Source organism: Vibrio sp. L5-1 (genome assembly GCF_021728315.1).
GTDB classification, from domain to species: Bacteria; Pseudomonadota; Gammaproteobacteria; order Enterobacterales; family Vibrionaceae; genus Vibrio; species Vibrio splendidus_K.
This window is the reverse complement of record NZ_JAKKCQ010000002.1, coordinates 270,056-283,190: the sequence shown is the minus strand read 5'-3', so window position 1 is coordinate 283,190 and position 13,135 is coordinate 270,056. Positions and strand designations below refer to the sequence as shown.

At 43.6% G+C, this 13,135-nt stretch carries 15 protein-coding genes; 10 read left to right on the top strand and 5 right to left on the bottom strand.

What is annotated here, in order from left to right; translation table 11 throughout:
* The first annotated feature begins 113 nt into the window (after positions 1–113).
* The 9 genes from L3V35_RS08005 to L3V35_RS07965 all read left to right on the top strand — a co-directional run bounded on the left by L3V35_RS08005 (position 114) and on the right by L3V35_RS07965 (position 7,380).
* Complete coding sequence (locus L3V35_RS08005; RefSeq protein ID WP_054546474.1) at positions 114–845, top strand: SDR family oxidoreductase; 732 nt, start codon at positions 114–116, stop codon at positions 843–845.
* 523 nt (positions 846–1,368) lie between these two features.
* Positions 1,369–1,665 (top strand): integration host factor subunit alpha, encoded by a 297-nt coding sequence (gene ihfA / locus L3V35_RS08000; protein WP_004734853.1) that lies wholly within the window; start codon positions 1,369–1,371, stop codon positions 1,663–1,665.
* Positions 1,666–2,136: 471 nt separating this feature from the next.
* The gene (locus tag L3V35_RS07995) at positions 2,137–2,628 is read left to right on the top strand and encodes a hypothetical protein (protein WP_065205653.1); all 492 of its coding nucleotides are present in this window, start codon (positions 2,137–2,139) and stop codon (positions 2,626–2,628) included.
* Between the two features lie 39 nt (positions 2,629–2,667).
* On the top strand, positions 2,668–3,333 hold the full coding sequence (locus L3V35_RS07990) for an NAD(P)H-binding protein (RefSeq protein WP_076646570.1): 666 nt from the start codon (positions 2,668–2,670) through the stop codon (positions 3,331–3,333).
* Between the two features lie 121 nt (positions 3,334–3,454).
* Positions 3,455–4,321 carry a DUF302 domain-containing protein gene (locus tag L3V35_RS07985; protein WP_054546472.1) on the top strand — a complete coding sequence of 289 codons (867 nt, stop codon included), beginning with the start codon at positions 3,455–3,457 and terminating at the stop codon, positions 4,319–4,321.
* A gap of 446 nt (positions 4,322–4,767) precedes the next feature.
* On the top strand, positions 4,768–5,073 hold the full coding sequence (locus L3V35_RS07980; protein ID WP_054546471.1) for a c-type cytochrome: 306 nt from the start codon (positions 4,768–4,770) through the stop codon (positions 5,071–5,073).
* Complete coding sequence (locus L3V35_RS07975; protein ID WP_237299227.1) at positions 5,070–6,296, top strand: molybdopterin-dependent oxidoreductase; 1,227 nt, start codon at positions 5,070–5,072, stop codon at positions 6,294–6,296. Before L3V35_RS07980 ends, L3V35_RS07975 begins: the two co-directional genes overlap by 4 nt.
* Positions 6,296–6,799 carry a cytochrome C gene (locus L3V35_RS07970; RefSeq protein ID WP_237299225.1) on the top strand — a complete coding sequence of 168 codons (504 nt, stop codon included), beginning with the start codon at positions 6,296–6,298 and terminating at the stop codon, positions 6,797–6,799. The genes L3V35_RS07975 and L3V35_RS07970 overlap by 1 nt, the downstream gene beginning before the upstream one ends.
* The gene (locus tag L3V35_RS07965) at positions 6,796–7,380 is read left to right on the top strand and encodes a c-type cytochrome (RefSeq protein WP_237299223.1); all 585 of its coding nucleotides are present in this window, start codon (positions 6,796–6,798) and stop codon (positions 7,378–7,380) included. The genes L3V35_RS07970 and L3V35_RS07965 overlap by 4 nt, the downstream gene beginning before the upstream one ends.
* A gap of 153 nt (positions 7,381–7,533) precedes the next feature.
* Here the strand turns inward: L3V35_RS07965 and L3V35_RS07960 are convergent, their stop codons facing one another.
* Positions 7,534–8,310, bottom strand: a complete 777-nt coding sequence (locus L3V35_RS07960) for a RelA/SpoT domain-containing protein (protein ID WP_017077978.1) — start codon at positions 8,308–8,310, stop codon at positions 7,534–7,536.
* Between the two features lie 323 nt (positions 8,311–8,633).
* Between L3V35_RS07960 and L3V35_RS07955 the strand changes: the two genes are divergently transcribed.
* Positions 8,634–9,287 (top strand): thiopurine S-methyltransferase, encoded by a 654-nt coding sequence (locus L3V35_RS07955; RefSeq protein WP_237299221.1) that lies wholly within the window; start codon positions 8,634–8,636, stop codon positions 9,285–9,287.
* Positions 9,288–9,481: 194 nt separating this feature from the next.
* Here the strand turns inward: L3V35_RS07955 and purT are convergent, their stop codons facing one another.
* The 4 genes from purT to L3V35_RS07935 all read right to left on the bottom strand — a co-directional run bounded on the left by purT (position 9,482) and on the right by L3V35_RS07935 (position 13,121).
* Positions 9,482–10,657, bottom strand: coding sequence for a formate-dependent phosphoribosylglycinamide formyltransferase (gene purT / locus L3V35_RS07950; RefSeq protein WP_237299219.1), 1,176 nt, complete (start codon positions 10,655–10,657; stop codon positions 9,482–9,484).
* 167 nt (positions 10,658–10,824) lie between these two features.
* Positions 10,825–11,712: a cytidine deaminase gene (cdd, locus tag L3V35_RS07945; protein ID WP_017086319.1), complete on the bottom strand. Its 888-nt coding sequence runs from the start codon at positions 11,710–11,712 to the stop codon at positions 10,825–10,827.
* A 357-nt stretch (positions 11,713–12,069) separates the two neighbouring features.
* Positions 12,070–12,747: an LrgB family protein gene (locus L3V35_RS07940; RefSeq protein WP_004734865.1), complete on the bottom strand. Its 678-nt coding sequence runs from the start codon at positions 12,745–12,747 to the stop codon at positions 12,070–12,072.
* Positions 12,748–12,749: 2 nt separating this feature from the next.
* Positions 12,750–13,121, bottom strand: coding sequence for a CidA/LrgA family protein (locus L3V35_RS07935; RefSeq protein WP_004734867.1), 372 nt, complete (start codon positions 13,119–13,121; stop codon positions 12,750–12,752).
* Positions 13,122–13,135 lie beyond the last annotated feature (14 nt).

Here is a 13,135-nt window from a genome sequence, read left to right as displayed (position 1 = left end):
CTATTTCATACACCTAAGGTAGCATAAAGTGTCACTTTTATTATTCTCTTTGAAATATAAGCGATCTTTTTTGATACTTCCTTTCGGTAGTCAATACTATTTGAGAGGTTACGATGAATTTAAGGTTAGGGAATATCAATGTTGTTGTCACTGGAGGTTCTAGCGGAATTGGGGCGAAAATAGTTGAAGGCTTTGCTAACGAAGGAGCGAATGTTTGGTTCTGTGGCCGTTCTCAACATCGGATAGATAAGCTGCTTAAACAACTTGGAAAAGCGTCAAAGCAAGTTGTCGGAAAAGTGGTCGATGTCCATGATTTGGCACAAATGAAAGCTTGGATCGAGTCAATTCCGAATATCGATATTTTTGTACCCAATGTAAGTGCACTCTCTGATGAATGGGAAGATGTTCTGCAAAAAGACATTGCAGCCACGCAACAGGGCATTGCGTTAGTTTTACCTAAATTGCTTGAGTCGCGTTGCGCAGCAATCACCTATATTGGGTCGAAAGCGAGTGGATATACAGTTTGTAACGCCAATGCTTATGGAGCAGGGAAGGCCGCGCTTGCCCATTATATGAAATCCTTGTCTTTGACCTACGTTCGTAAGGTGAGAGTCAATACTGTTTCGCCTGGAGACACATATATTGCTGATGGTTTATGGGGGCGATGTAAGCGTGAAGAGCCGGACACTTTCCAGAAAGTTATCGATAGAAATCCAATGGGTCGCTTAGCTACCCCTGAAGAAGTAGCCAACGTGGTGACCTTTATTTCTAGTCCTGCTGCGAGTTTTGTTTCTGGGGCAAACTGGTACGTAGATGGAGCATCGACCAGCCATGTTCAATACTAGCTGTATCGGCTAGGTTGTTTATGCAAAGGTGAGCTTTATTATGTTAACTTCTAAACAAGTAACTCCGTGGGAAGCGTAACTCAGTAAGGTTTTATTCAGGCTAATTCGAATTAAATGCTGAAATGATACAAATCTCATATTTAATAACGCTTATTTAATAACCTCTGTTGAGTTCGATATCAAATCAAGTCGCTGATTTTATTGGGTATAGGATAAAAGTCTCAAAAATTATCATTTAGGTCTCTAAAGTATTAAATTCTGTTTTTAGTTAATTAATGGGTGTGTTGTTCTATTTGATGGTGGTTAAGTAGATGTTTTTTAGCCATATATGTGAATTTACAAGCGACTTATCTTTCTGATTTGAAAGAATAATTAAATAGTTGAGATAAAAAAGTTGGCGAAAATCAGAAGCTTGGCATACACTTTCCTTGTAAACGACCTTATCTCATTGATTGAATAGGGTAAATGCTTTGGCGCTACTGGCGATGGTAGCAATGTATAACATAGCTTTGAGGAAAGTTTTATGGCACTCACTAAAGCCGATTTGGCTGAGAACCTGTTTGAAACACTCGGATACAGCAAGCGGGATGCCAAGGAAACGGTTGAAGTGTTTTTCGAAGAAGTTCGTAAGGCACTTGAAAATGGCGAACAGGTAAAACTGTCTGGTTTTGGTAACTTTGATCTTCGTGAGAAAAACGAGCGACCTGGTCGTAACCCGAAAACTGGTGAAGACATTCCAATTTCTGCTCGACGTGTTGTTACTTTTAGACCGGGACAAAAATTAAAGGCCCGAGTTGAGAATATTAAAATCGAGAAGTAGCCAAGCAATAGACCACGCCTAGCGTGGTCTTTTTGTATCTATCCCAAGGAAAAACACCCATTCAATCTCTAACGGCTTTAACTTCCAAATTCCAAACCCAATCCTAGATTCACCATTCACCATTCACCATTCACCATTCACCATTCACCATTCACCATTCACCATCATTATGCCCATCTCTTTAGATTCGTTGATTTCACGGTTGGTTCTCAACCCCACAGCTTAAGACTGATGTATTTCCGAGCCTGTCATAACTTTATCTGCACCATATACTTTTAAAGTTCACCCAATTGTCTAGTTTACTTCTTATGTTTGTACTAGGAACTCAGTGTAAACAGATACAAAAAACACTAGACCGATCGGTTTGTTTTGTTTATTGTGTCATCAATACAGAGTGAAAGGGTGGCTGAAAGTCAGAAAATTTCTGCACAGAGCCTTTCAAACAGGCAGTTCAAAGAGAGAATCGCATCTATGACACTAGCATTGGAAAGTTATCTATTCATTGGGTTTTCAATGGCGCTATTGAGTCTTTGGAAAACGTATTCAGGGCCTGCTCTGGCAGCGCTCATGTCATATTCATACCCTGAAATGCTATTATTTAATCTACTTCCCGCATTGCTGGCAGCTTATGTTGGGTGGAAGGTCGCGCCAGTTTATTCGAGCATTTTTAATCGCCACAAAACCGTTGCTTTTAAGCCCAAGCTGAGACGCTTTATGAAGCGATGGAATAAATATGGTCAACTTACGATGGCTGTTTTAGCCCCTGTTCTGGTGGGAATTCCAAGCTACACCTTTGTTTCGAAGCGGCTTAATCAAGATTGGAGAAAGACGTTCGCCATGCTGACGTTGTCGATCTTAGGTTGGAGTGGTTTGGCTTATGGCTGTTTCTTGTTACTCGATGTTGAGCAGTACATTGCCATCGAAAGCATCATACCTAACGCAATGCTTGAAGAAATTGAATAGTACACAGTAAGTGTTAATCGACTAAATGGTGAAACTAATATGAACAAATCAATAATTATTGCTGGTGCGAGTGGCTTAGTCGGTAAAGAAACGCTTGCTGCACTGCTTAAAAGTGATGAGGTAAATCGCGTTTATGCATTGTCTCGACATCGATTGGCTGTTGAAGGTTCTAAGTTGACTCAAGTGATTGACGAAGCGCTGTCAGTCTCTCCAGACATCACAATGGATCAACCGCCAGAGATTGGCATCATTGCTTTGGGTAGCACGATTAAGAAAGCTGGCACGAAAGAAAAACTGCGCGAAATTGATGTCAATTTAGTCACAGCTACCGCTGAGAAAATGCAGCAGCTTGGCGTAGGTCACATCATTGTTGTGTCATGCCTTGGAGCGGATATTAACGCTCGTTCCCATTACCTTCGTTGCAAAGGTGAAATGGAAGCAAAGGTCGAATCTCTGGGTTTTGAACAAACGACTTTTTTACATCCCGGGCCTTTAGCGGGCGACCGTGATGAGAAAAGAACGGATGAAAAATTTCTGCAAGGTTTATTGAAAATTGTTAAGCCGCTAATGATCGGCAATCTAAGTAAATATGTCCCGATTGAGTCGTCTGTTATTGCTCAAAGCATTTTGACGATATCGATGATGCCCCATTCCAATCAGGTTGAAAGATTGAACTCGGTTGCGATGAATCAGCTCATTTCTTAGCGTGAATCTGCGTTCACTCTACTGATACTGATACTGATACTGATACTGATACTGATACTGATACTGTATAGGTATAGGCATAGCTTTGTTGGGCATGTGATTAAAAATTAAGAGGTTATCAATGAAAAATCGTTCTTTAATGATGTTGCTGGCGTTACCTTTGATGGGATGTGAGTCAACAGTTGATCCCATTGCTTATGTCTCTGAGCTACAAGCCGTCGATCAGAATGCTTTGACCGTCGAAGCTAATGCCCAAGGGCAAAATTTGGATCATGTGCTGACTATCGACCATTCTCGTTTAGCGGAACAAGCAGGAGAGTATTTGGCTCCAAGTCGTGTGGATTTCTACACCAATGACGCTCTTAATACCGCATTATTAAAACGCAACCCGGAAGTAGGACTCGATCTGCCTTTTCGAGTTTTAAACTACATGGAAGGCGGGATTCAAAAAACGGTCTACACAGACGCGGAGTTTATTCGAAAAAGACATGGGATCACAGATGACGCCACGCTTACACAATACCAACTACAGGTTGAACAGCTTGTTCTTGGGCTAGATAATGCTTCTGCAGTTAATAGTGCCACCTTAGAGCAAGGGTATGGCATTGAAGCGCTTGAATCTGATTATGACTTTGAGACGACGTTAAAGAACATTAAGCGAGATGTTCTTGAACAAGATGACACGGTTTGGTTTATGAATTGGGACTACAAGGCTCGGGCCGAATCGATTGGACAATCGATTCCTAAAGCAACTTTGTTGGTGTTTGGAGGGCCAGCTCCTGGCGCGACCGCGATGACTGATTTTCCTAGCATTGGTCTAGATGCTTTTGGTCAAAAGGTTCTTGTTATCGAGCAAGAAGGCAAGGTTATTGTGCTCTATAACGACATTGTCGATATGTCGGAACTGCATTACGGCGATAACGCAATATCTCACAAGATCATTAACTTTCGATTAAGCAAAACCCTTGGCGGAGCAGTATCGAAGTAGGGGGTGTTTTTACTAGAAGCGCTATTTGTTTGCTAAGCGGTTTCAGTAAGTCTGTATATCTATAGTTTACCAATTACCAATTACCAATTACCAATTACCAATTACCATCGCATGAGCTCTGTTTACGCCCGTCAAGCAGAGCTCTTATGTCTAGTTATTCTCCACAGTCGATCAATACCTGCCATTTCAGCTCAGTCATACAACTTTGTTCCCAGCACCTTATCTTGTCTCCATACATCGACGCCCGTCTTCATTTATTACCCGTACATTTAAAATGGACAGCTAGGCAGTATGTATTCAACGCACCTTATTTTTTTTAAACCCGTTCAGTGAAATTGAACAGAGGTTAAATCTAATTGAATTTAAATCACTCGAGTGATTTGCTGTAATGCGCTCAATAAACAGCCAGTTAATCTATTTTGTTGATCTAAATCTAAGGAGAAGCTTTGCGTAAGTCCGCTTTAGCTTTGATGTTACTCTTTTTATCGACTGTCGCTTCGGCAGCGGAGTACCAGCAACTTGCCAATATGTGCATTGCTTGTCATGGCAGTAACAACGACAACTCGTTTCCCTCTATCCCTAACCTTAAGTGGCAGAATCAAGTCTACCTTACTGAGCAACTGACTGACTTTAAAAGTGGTAAGCGTGAGGACAAAACGATGTCCAAAGTCGCGCAACTATTATCAGAAGAAGACATCAAGAAGTTAGCCAATTACTTTTACCAACTGAATAACACAGGGTCACCGCAATGAGTTTAGATAGAAGACAGTTCCTTAAAGCCGCGCTTTCAGCAACCGCAGTATCTGCATTGCCGGTGTCGTGGGTATTTGCCGCGAATCGACCTGAAGGTTTAGCTGCACTGGACATCAATGCATTAACGTGGGCAAAAGCAGAAGATCTACCGGATTACTACACCGTTTTAAATACCAACCCTTTGAATGCGTATCCGCCAGAAAGTATGCTTGCGCCTGCTGTGACTCCTGCAGATGTTCCTTTTGTTCGTTGGAATGGTTTGATGCCAGATTTTACGGAGATGGACCCAGATACTTGGACCTTCGAGGTGAAAGGTGAATCGGTAAAGCAAAGCAAAACCTATACGATCGCAGAGTTGAAATCGAAGTTTAAGCATCATACTCAAAGCTTGGTTTTAGAGTGTGGTGGTAACAGCCGTAATAACTTTTATCCAAGCACCAAAGGCAATCAATGGAGCAATGCTGGCGTCTATTGTTCGCAGTGGACAGGTGTGTTGCTGAGTGATGTGCTTAAAGACTGTGGAATTAAAGATGATGCGGTTTACGTCGGTAACCATGGCTTTGATAAGCACTTGAGTGGCAAAGGTGAGGCGATTTCACGTGGCGTTCCTATTGCAGCGGCGATGAACGATAACGCCTTAATTGCATGGGAAATGAATGGCGAGCCGATCCCTTATCTCCATGGTTATCCGCTACGAACTGTATTTGGCGGCCGGCCGGCTTCTGTTTCTCAGAAATGCACGACCGGCATCAGTATTCGAAATAAGATCCATGATGGACACAAGATGGCGGCTCCTGCTTATCAAGTGCCTAAGAACCCAATCGCCCCGGGTGAGAAAGTGGATAACAAAGATTTCCGAATCATTGAAGAGATGATTGTGAAGTCGCTAATTACTTCTCCAAAAAGCGGGACAGAGTTTGCCCTCGGTAAGAAGGTTAAAGTCAGTGGTCATGCTTGGGCTGGGTTAAGAAGCGTTGAGAAGCTGCAAGTGAGTTACGATTACGGTACTACTTGGCATGATGCGAAGCTGAACAAGCCAGTAAATAAGGGCGCGTGGCAACAGTGGGAAGCTGATTTAGACCTTCCTACGATTGGTTATTACGAGATCTGGGCAAAGGCAACCGACAGTGAAGGCGATAGCCAGCCAGTCGTACAACCGCAATGGAACCCTAAAGGTTATCTGTTCAATGGTTGTCACCGTATTGCTGTAAGAGTGTCGTGATGCTGTCTATTTCCAATAAGCCTATTGATGGCAGTTCTAAACTCACTAATTTGGTTGATGGCCACTCATTTCATGCAGACTCAACTCCTGTCAGCAAGCTCGGTTACCGTAAAGGCATAATGAGAGCGGCATTAGTGTGTAGTTTGTTAACGTCGATGCTTGTTCATGCTGATGAAGTTCCAGAGAATCCGAAAGAGTATTACGGCGTAGACAAAACGTCGGGTCTAATTATGGCACCCGGTTGGGAGACCGTGAAAGGGCAATGTAACGCCTGCCATACTAGCTTAATCGTTGCTCAGAATAGCGGCAACCGAGAGCAATGGCGTGAAACCATTCAGTGGATGGTCGACACTCAAGGGCTGTGGGATCTATCTGATACTTGGGATCCGGTATTGGATTACCTCAGTACTTACTATCAAGACAAAGGCATCGATATGAACAAGTATCGTCGTAAGCCTATTGATAGCGCCTTGATGCCACCTATGCCGGGAGACAGCCAATGATCATCAATCGATTAAAACGGACCTCTCTTACGAATGGAATTGTTGCGAATGGAGCTGTTGTTATTGGAGCTGTAGTTAATAGAGCTGTTGTTAATAGAGCTATTGCGACAGCCGCTGCTACAGTAGTTTTGTCGCTGTCTGCGTGTACTGATGAAAAGCAGAGCACTGAAGATAAAGTTGCCTCGCGAGTCGAATCATTGGGCATGGAGTCGGAACCAGCGCCGAAGCTTAAAGCGGAAGCTAAAACTGAGGTTGAAACTCTTGTCGATAGCAAGGTAATCACTGACGATTACATTCCGAGCTTAGTTGCAGGTGAAAAGTTGGTTCAGAATCTATGTAGTCAGTGTCATGGTGACAAGATCATTCCCTTCGTACAATCTTATCCAAACATCAAAGGTCAGAAAGCAGGGTATATTCTTAAGCAGCTGCGCAATTTTAAAAGCGATGAGCGCCAAGATTTGTACATGCAGTCGGTGGTGAAACACCTTTCGGATGAAGACTTACAAGATGCGGCGGCGTTTTATAGCACGTTGAAGCCATTGGATTTATACAATCGCACTAAAGAGTATTATCACCAATAGGTGAGGCTTTCTGGGAAGTTGGTTAAGTAGGTTTTTACGAGATTCGATAGGTAAAACAGTAGATAGCGATAGGTGAAAAAGTAAATAAAACAAAGGGCTGCGATTATGCGGCCCTTTGTCGTTGTTGTTTGTGATAAGCGTTTATGCCAGTGGTTAAGCCGCTTTGATGTGCGTGGTAATGTAAGGTTGCCATGCTTGTTGATAAAGCTCTAAAGATTGGCGTCTTAAGCTATTAATTTGTGCCGCTTCAATGTCATTGATAGGACGTTGTTCTGCAATTGCGTGACGCTCAATGCCTTGGATGATTTCGTAAAGCTCGTGCTCAGGGCCACTTTTCACATCAGCAATCGCTTTTAAGTGAAGTTGAACCTCTGCAATGATGTTGGTCTTTGGCAAACGAACCAACAAGTTAAGGTCACGGTAACCAGAGTCGGCTGGTGATTTAAACTTGTTTTTCAGCTTAACAACGTCTGCTTCACGGCTTAGTGCTTCGTAGACTTCAACCAAGCTCTCTACATCGTTCGCGATGATAGTTGCACGGGCTAAGTCGGTAATTTTTGTCACATCACCATCAAGCTCAAGGGCGATTTTTTCTTCTGCACGAGCTTGAGATTTAACGCCAGCAAATAGCGCTTCAGAATTGGTGAGTAGGGCAGTACTTTTACAGATAGTTTCTAGTTCAGCTTGGCCTTGATGTGCTTTGCTGTACAGAATATCGAAGTCGGTGTAAGGCTGAGTCGGGCGTGAGTCGAAGGCTTTGATGCCGTAAAGGCCGCTCAAACTATGACGGAATACGTTTGATGAAACTTGGTTTTGCGCAGGGGTGCGCGTTTGATCAGTCGAACTTGTTGAAACAGGTGCTGCTGCGAATGCAGGCGCTCGGCTCAATACCAATAGCATTAGGGCCGTCGTACGGAGAAATACACTCATTCAAACTCCAAAATACAAGGTTACAAAAACGGGTAGTCAAAAGGGGTAACCAGTAACGCATAAGAGTAAAAACAGCTTAACTAAACTCACTACATATTAAATGGGGCTAGCTAAGACAGAAACCAACTCTAACGTTTAATATTGCTTTAAAATGTGAAGATATAGACAAATAATCCAACCGTTAGTTCCGCAATTATCAGAACTTTGAACTTAGCCAGTTTCTGATTTTATCGAAACCAATGTGGTACTTTAAACCAAGCTAAGGTTGCTCTTACCTCTCTATACTGTACCCTTGCATTATGACTGTTTAACATGAACGAAAGATGAATAATCCTGAATTTTGGCACAATAAATGGGCAGCCAACCAAATTGGTTTCCACCTCGAAGATGTAAACCCACTTCTGATTAAATTTTGGGAAAAGACTGAGCCTAGCTACGAGAAGAGTGTGTTTGTTCCACTTTGTGGCAAGAGTGAAGATCTGATTTGGCTAGCTTCAAAGCATGAAGATGTCCAAGGTGTCGAGTTAAGCCAGATAGCGGTTCGCGCATTTTTTGCAGAGCACCTTTACACCCCGACTGTGACTCAAATCAGTGGTCAGCACGAGCTGTATCAATTCGATGAACTGAACATCTACACGGGCGATTACTTCTCAGCGCCAATCCAGCCTGTCGATACCATTTATGATCGCGCGTCTTTAGTCGCATTGCCTGAAGAGATGCGAGTGCAGTATGTAGAGCGTTTGAAACAACGACTGAAACCGGGTGGTAAGATCCTTCTAGTGACTCTGGATTACGACCAAAGCGAGATGGCAGGGCCTCCGTTTAGCGTCCCTAAACTAGAGATTGATCAGTTGTTCGTGGGATACAAAATCACATTGTTGAATCAAGATATTGCAGACGATGAACATCCGAAGATTGCCAAAAAAGGCTTGTCTCGATTTAGTGAAGAAGTGTACTTGATTGAGTCAGACGCTTAAGCGCAGTGAGCTCTCTAGCGAAAAGACCGCTTCAATAAAAAAGATAACACCAACAAAAAGACGGGCTCGATAGCCCGTCTTTTTTATTGTTCAGATTTGAAGCCGTGATTGCTCAGATGCGAGAAGGTAATGGTTCAGATCTGAGTTAGTCGTTACCAATTAGTAGTCATTAGCTAGAAAATGGTAATTAACAGCTAGTAAATTACTTTTACTTTAGAAGCACTCTCAATTGCATCTTCAATCGCTGTCTCAGTGCTGTTACGACGAGTAAGCGCCACACCTAGACGACGGCGACCATCGATATCAGGCTTACCAAACAAGCGAACTTGCGTCTGTGGTGCGTCTAGAGCTTCTGTAAGACCTTCAAAACGAATGTTGGTTGAAGTGCCTTGACCAAGGATAACCGCTGATGCACATGGACCGTATTGCGTGATTGATTTGATCGGCATACCAGTAAAGGCGCGTACGTGCAGTGCGAATTCCGATGAGTCTTGAGACATCAGAGTCACTAAGCCAGTATCGTGTGGGCGAGGGGATACTTCATTGAAGATCACGTGGTCGCCTTTAACGAACAGTTCAACACCAAAGATGCCGTGACCGCCGAGTGCGTTAACGACTTGCTCAGCCGTGTATTGCGCCGCTTTAAGTGCGTTGTCTGACATCACTTGTGGCTGCCATGATTCACGGTAATCACCGTCTTCTTGGCGGTGACCGATAGGCGCACAGAAATGAACGCCATCAACAGCGCGAACGGTTAGAAGCGTAATTTCGTAATCAAAGTCGATGAAGCCTTCAACGATTACGCGACCCGCGCCAGTACGACCGTCTTCTTGTGCGTAGTCCCAAGACTTTTGAATGTCTTCTTCTGTTTTGATAACGCTTTGGCCTTTACCTGAAGAGCTCATTACTGGCTTAACAACGCAAGGCATGCCCACGAATTCAACAGCGGCAGCGAAGTCTTCAAAGGTGTCTGCAAAGCGGTAAGGAGAAGTGCTCAGTTTTAGTTCTTCTGCAGCTAGGCGACGGATACCTTCGCGGTTCATCGTTAGCTTCGTCGCATTTGCAGTGGGAACGACATTTAAGCCTTGAGCTTCTAGCTCTACCAACTTGCTGGTGGCAATAGCTTCAATTTCAGGAACCACATAATCTGGTTTTTCAAGTTCAATGACTGCTTGCAGTGCATCGCCGTCTAACATGTCTAATACATGGCTACGATGTGCAACTTGCATCGCGGGTGCGTCTGCGTAACGGTCACATGCAATAACTTCCAAGCCTAAACGTTGGCACTCGATAGCAACTTCTTTGCCGAGTTCACCTGAACCTAATAGAAGTACACGAGTAGCATTTTCACGAGTAGCAGTACCAAACATAGAAATTCCTTCCGATCTTTTGAGCGATTGATTGAAAACGGGGTGATCATACTTATTTCAATGATAAAAGCAAACGTTTGCGCAAGTTGTTGCGTTAATTACAGGTATAAAAAAAGCAGCCCCGTTAAATAGGGCTGCTTATTTAAAATTTTGTTAATTAGATGTACTTAGATTGCTAAGTAAGTCACTGGAATGTCGGGATTAATCGCTTCTAATGTAGATTGCGTATCCGCTAGGTGACTGATGCTACCTTCGGCAATTTCAACCAACGCTGCACTTTCAATCTGTTCAAAATCGAAGCCAGCCAGTTTAAGTTGAATCAACGCCACTTGTAGAGGTGGTAAGCTCGGGTTGAACGCTGCGTTTTCAGCGTAAGCACCGGTGAAAACCTCACCCGACGTCAATTGCAGTGAAACACCACTTAGGTTTTTGGTGTATGGAGCATGGCTGCGGTTTAGTGCTGCTAGCGCTTCTACAACAATAGGCGTTGTTTCTTCAGTCGTGTGCTTATGATCAAGCTTAGTCATTAGGCCAGTCGTCACACCTAAATCAGCAGGGCCGAATGAGTCTGGCAGGTATTCTTGCAGAGACATTTCATCACGTTGTGGAAGCTGAACCTTAAGCTCTTTCGCTGTGGTCAGTTCGTTCATGAATTGACGACAGTGACCACAAGGGCTGAAATTGATTGTGATATCAGAGATACCTTGCTCGCCTTTCATCCAAGCGTGGCTGATTGCAGATTGCTCGGCGTGTACTGTTTGGCCAAGTTGAGCACCAGCGATTTCAAGGTTTGCACCAAAATACAGAGTGCCAGACAAACCACGCACGATTGCACCAACATAAAAGTCAGATAGCGGAGCGTAAGAATAGGCTGCGGCAAAAGGAAGTAGCGCAATACGTAGCTCGTCATCCGCTAAACCACTTGCTTGCAGTAGGCTAGCAAATTGTTCTGGAGACAATGTCGCGTCAAAGTTGTCTGCTAATACGATGTCACTCAAAAGTGCTTTGATTGCTGTTGGAGCACTTTCCAGCGCCAGGGTAATACGACTGTTCATGTTGAATCCTTAATTGACCTTAGGCTTTAATTCTATGCAATGCTCAGGAATTTTCTGTGACTTTGATCACTACTGCGTTGTTGTTGTTACATTGGTTTGCATAATTAGAGTGAGGTCACAGATGAAATCGATTGCAAGAGTAAAAACTACCATTGATATCGCACTTATTGCTTGAAATTGAGTTTGGTTTGTCACGTATTGATGAATAAATGAGAGAAAAAAGCCCAAGCTATCACTGAAATAATCAGGTTATGCTTGGGCTTATTGATATCTGTAACGCTTAAAAGTCGCGAACCAGTGAGTTTAGTTATTTACCAACTCATCTATTAGAGCGCGTATAAACTGTAATCAAAGTGGTTAAGAATAGAACCAAACCACGAGCGAAAATATACTCGGTGCAATGATTGAGGTGATAACCCCACAAAGAACCAATGCCAACGAACTGAATGCAGCATCTTCCTGATTCTTTTCAGCACAGGTCGCAGTACCTAAAGCGTGAGACACGGTACCCATGGTTAAACCACGCGCGATAGGGCTCTTAATACCAATGAGATTGTAGATTGGGTAAGCAAAGATTGCCCCAAATAGACCAACAATCAATACCAGTATTGCCGCAATCGCTGCTTCACCACCTAAATGGCTCGACACTTCCATAGCAATTGGCGTGGTGACTGACTTACCTAATAAACTCGCAATCAAAGTTAAGTCCGCTTTAAAAGCCACTGCGATTAATGCTGTCGTTGTCATGGACATCACACTACCTAGCGTGCAAGCAAAGGTGATGATGCGCCAGTTGGCTCTGATTTGAGGTAGCTGTTCGTAAAGCGGATAAGCAAGGGCAACAACCGCAGGCTGCAGCATGTAGGTAATCCAGGTGTTGTCTGCATAGTAAGTCTCAAACGGTACTTTGAAGAACGTGAGTATCGGAATGATGATACCAATGCTGATCAGCAGGGGATTACACAGCGGTGAGTTTACTTTTTGACTTACCCAGCGAGCAAACAGGAATACCACGATGGTGAGTAGAATCCACATGATCAGTTACCTCTCGAAAGCAAGCGGTCTAAAAACCATGATAAGGACACCAACACCAGCAACGTGCCACCAACGGCGCTCGCCATAATTGGCAATGCGTTCGCGATGAGCATGTCGAAGTGATCCATCAACCCAACACTGATCGGAACAAACAGTAAGATCATTAGGCGGATAATCAAGCTTGCACCGGGTTGTACCCAGTGCGAAGGAACAATACCAATCACCATGGCGGCAAACAGAATCAACATGCCAAAAATACTGCCTGGGATTGAGGTATCCAAAAAGTGCTGTAACGCGTTACCTGCTGTAAGTGCTCCTATGATTAAGGTGAAGGAGATTAAGCAGTAAACCAGCTGGATCAATCTTTCTTTCAAAGTGTTACGTCTCT

Excerpts from the sequence above, each read along its gene's own strand:
- L3V35_RS07965 (WP_237299223.1), top strand. The coding sequence starts at position 6,796 with ATGATCATCAATCGATTAAAACGGACCTCTCTTACGAATGGAATTGTT.
- L3V35_RS07975 (WP_237299227.1), top strand. The coding sequence starts at position 5,070 with ATGAGTTTAGATAGAAGACAGTTCCTTAAAGCCGCGCTTTCAGCAACC.
- ihfA (WP_004734853.1), top strand. The coding sequence starts at position 1,369 with ATGGCACTCACTAAAGCCGATTTGGCTGAGAACCTGTTTGAAACACTC.
- L3V35_RS07960 (WP_017077978.1), bottom strand. The coding sequence starts at position 8,310 with ATGAGTGTATTTCTCCGTACGACGGCCCTAATGCTATTGGTATTGAGC.
- L3V35_RS07990 (WP_076646570.1), top strand. The coding sequence starts at position 2,668 with ATGAACAAATCAATAATTATTGCTGGTGCGAGTGGCTTAGTCGGTAAA.
- purT (WP_237299219.1), bottom strand. The coding sequence starts at position 10,657 with ATGTTTGGTACTGCTACTCGTGAAAATGCTACTCGTGTACTTCTATTA.
- L3V35_RS07940 (WP_004734865.1), bottom strand. The coding sequence starts at position 12,747 with ATGTGGATTCTACTCACCATCGTGGTATTCCTGTTTGCTCGCTGGGTA.
- L3V35_RS07985 (WP_054546472.1), top strand. The coding sequence starts at position 3,455 with ATGAAAAATCGTTCTTTAATGATGTTGCTGGCGTTACCTTTGATGGGA.
- L3V35_RS07955 (WP_237299221.1), top strand. The coding sequence starts at position 8,634 with ATGAATAATCCTGAATTTTGGCACAATAAATGGGCAGCCAACCAAATT.
- L3V35_RS07970 (WP_237299225.1), top strand. The coding sequence starts at position 6,296 with ATGCTGTCTATTTCCAATAAGCCTATTGATGGCAGTTCTAAACTCACT.
- cdd (WP_017086319.1), bottom strand. The coding sequence starts at position 11,712 with ATGAACAGTCGTATTACCCTGGCGCTGGAAAGTGCTCCAACAGCAATC.
- L3V35_RS07995 (WP_065205653.1), top strand. The coding sequence starts at position 2,137 with ATGACACTAGCATTGGAAAGTTATCTATTCATTGGGTTTTCAATGGCG.
- L3V35_RS08005 (WP_054546474.1), top strand. The coding sequence starts at position 114 with ATGAATTTAAGGTTAGGGAATATCAATGTTGTTGTCACTGGAGGTTCT.